The 2,582-nt window shown below is 63.8% G+C and carries 3 protein-coding genes; 1 reads left to right on the top strand and 2 read right to left on the bottom strand.

Annotated features, from left to right (window positions below):
- Positions 1-296 precede the first annotated feature (296 nt).
- Positions 297-1,646 (bottom strand): NRAMP family divalent metal transporter, encoded by a 1,350-nt coding sequence (locus B7X49_RS18550; protein ID WP_286705441.1) that lies wholly within the window; start codon positions 1,644-1,646, stop codon positions 297-299.
- Positions 1,643-1,840, bottom strand: a complete 198-nt coding sequence (locus B7X49_RS18545; RefSeq protein ID WP_286840615.1) for a hypothetical protein — start codon at positions 1,838-1,840, stop codon at positions 1,643-1,645. The genes B7X49_RS18550 and B7X49_RS18545 overlap by 4 nt, the downstream gene beginning before the upstream one ends.
- A gap of 72 nt (positions 1,841-1,912) precedes the next feature.
- On the opposite strand from B7X49_RS18545, the gene mntR reads away from it, so the two are divergent.
- Positions 1,913-2,359, top strand: coding sequence for a manganese-binding transcriptional regulator MntR (mntR, locus tag B7X49_RS18540; RefSeq protein WP_286705439.1), 447 nt, complete (start codon positions 1,913-1,915; stop codon positions 2,357-2,359).
- Positions 2,360-2,582 lie beyond the last annotated feature (223 nt).

Below are 2,582 nucleotides of genomic sequence, written 5' to 3'. Positions count from 1 at the left end.
GGCGCGTTCGAGATCATGGGGGGAGATAAACATAGAGGGTGGGGGGTGAGAAAGGGGTTTGTTAGGGGTGCGTTAGAATTTTTGGTTTAGGGGTGTGGCTGGGCTGGATTGCCGCGCTGCGCTCGCAATGACGTTGTGGGGTTGGGGGCTTGGGTGATGGGTATCAAGGGATACCCATCTTACGGGTTTGTGCTCACAATGACGTTGTGGGGTTGAGGGCTTGGGTGATGGGTATCAAGGGATACAAATCCTACGGGTTTGTGCTCGCAATGACGTTGTGGGGTTGGGGGCAATCGTTAGTTGAACAGGTGCGGCAACAGGACCGTGGCGGCGAAGGTGAGGCCGCAGGCGACAAGGAAGAGGGTGACGCCGATGCCGGCGATGTTGCCCAGGCGGCCGTTGCGGTGTTTGCCCATGATTTCGGCATCGTTGGCGATGACGATGAGAAACAGCAGGGCGGGCGGCATGGCGAGGGTTGCGACGACGTTGACCAGGATGACGATGTCTTCGAGCGGGGCGCCGGGGATCAGGGTCAGGCCACCGGCGGCGCAGGCGGAGCCGAGCAGGACGGCGTAGAAGCGCCAGCCGTCGCGCATTGTCGCATTCAGACTATGGGCGGTGCCGGTGACTTCGCCGAAGGCGTAGGCCGATGAGGTCGATATCGCGATGGCCGCGACCAGCCCGGCCTCGAAAATGCCGATCGCGAACAATGAGGCGCCGAGGCGGCCGATCAGGGGTTGCAGGGCCTCGGCGAACTGGGCGGTCTGGAAATTGCCGGCGCTGATGCCGTGCGCGAACAAGGGTGCGGTGGCGACCACCGCGGCGATGGCGAAGGTCGCGGCGAGGAGCGTGCCGATCAGCGTGTCGATCCGCGCGCCGGATAATTCCGTCGATGTCAGCCCTTTGTCGGCCACGGCGCCCTGCTGGAAAAACAGCATCCAGGGTGTGACGGTGGCGCCGATGTCGGCGATCATCAAAGTGATCGTGCCCGGCTTCAGGCCGCCGGGCAGTGGGCTCCAGGTGAGCATGGCGTGGCCGATCGCCGTGGCATCGGGGTGGGCGAGCAGGGCGACGGGGAGAAAGATGGCGTTGCCCAGGGCCAGAGCCATCGCGAAACGCTCCCAGGTGCGGTAGCGCGAGGTCGAGATCGCGAGGCCGATCACCAGGATGCTGCCGCCGACCGCAACGGCGGGGGGGACGCCGAAATAGCCGAGGCCGGCGCGGATGCCGATGAATTCGGTGACGAGGGTCAGAAAATTGCCGGCGGTGAGATCGAGCATCGCGAAGCCGCCCCAGAACCGGCCGAACCGGGCGAAGATGAGTTCGGCATGGCCCTGGCCGGTGGCGGCGCCGACGCGGGCGACCATTTCCTGCACCACGAAACCGATCGCGAAGGTGAACAGGATGAAGGGCAGGAAGAAGCCGATGCCGAATTGCGCGCCGGTGGCGGCGTAGGACAACATGCTCGGGGCATCGTTCTCGCCGAGGAAGGTGATGACGCCGGGACCGACCAGGAGCAGCAGGACGCGGGCGCCGAACCAGCGGGATCTGTGACCGCGGGCGCGTAGAATGGTTTGGCGGTCGGCCGCGCGATCGAAATCCTCGTGCGAGGGGGTGGTGGGCGCGGCCGGGTCGGCGCGGCTCATTGCAGGAGGCGCGCGAGGGCGATGGCGACGACTGCGAGCATGAGCACCACGTAGAGCCGCAGGGACCAGAGCAGCAGCCGCAGGCGGGGCGAGATTGTGCTGCGCTGCCAGGTCATGGTGCGGCGGGCAGCGTAAAATGCGGCATCCTGGTGAACGGTCGGTTCGTTGTTCATGAGGGTATCAATTGTTGCCATGGCTACATGATAAAGTTATAGGTCTAACAGAGTCAACAGCGGCGGCCGGGACGCGGCGAACAGAGGGGCGCGATGACCAAGGCGGGTGGGGCGCGGACATTGCCATCGGAACCGGCGCAGGCGCGGCGGTTTGGGCGGGTGCGGGATGCGCAGGCGACGGCGCTGCTGGAGGATTATGTCGAGCTGATCGCGGATTTGTTGGCGGATGCCGGTGAGGCGCGGCTGGTCGATATCGCGCGGCGGATGGGGGTGGCGCATCCGACGGCGGCGAAGACGATCAACCGGTTAAAGCGCCAGGGGTTGGCGATGTCTGAGCCGTATCGCGGGGTTTTTCTGACCGAGGCGGGTGCGCGCATGGCCGAGCGGGCGCGGGTGCGGCATCGGCTGGTGGTGCTTGTGCTGGAGACGCTGGGGGTGCCGAGCGAGGTTGCCGAGGCGGATGCCGAGGGGATGGAGCATTATATTTCGGATGTGACCGAGCGGGTGTTTACGCAGTTTGTTGGGAGGAAGGGGGGCTGAGGTGGGGTGGTGTGGTTGGATTGATGGGTATCAAGGGATACCCATCCTACATTTCTCAATGAAGATTTCTACTATACAGTAACCTGAATATAATATCACTTTGGATTCGTAAAAATGAATGATAAACCGTGCCTATCCGGTTGACTCAGACACCCACTAGGGCTAGTGGCCCCCGCCATGGCGGCCATTGACATTCACCAGCGTGACGAACTGGCTTTCCCCC

The organism is Acidiphilium sp. 34-64-41 (genome assembly GCF_002282635.1).
Lineage (GTDB): Bacteria > Pseudomonadota > Alphaproteobacteria > Acetobacterales > Acetobacteraceae > Acidiphilium > Acidiphilium rubrum.
Note: the sequence above shows the minus strand (reverse complement) of the source record. Positions and strands in the feature narration are given on the sequence as shown.

Excerpts from the sequence above, each read along its gene's own strand:
- B7X49_RS18550 (WP_286705441.1), bottom strand. The coding sequence starts at position 1,646 with ATGAGCCGCGCCGACCCGGCCGCGCCCACCACCCCCTCGCACGAGGAT.
- B7X49_RS18545 (WP_286840615.1), bottom strand. The coding sequence starts at position 1,840 with ATGGCAACAATTGATACCCTCATGAACAACGAACCGACCGTTCACCAG.
- mntR (WP_286705439.1), top strand. The coding sequence starts at position 1,913 with ATGACCAAGGCGGGTGGGGCGCGGACATTGCCATCGGAACCGGCGCAG.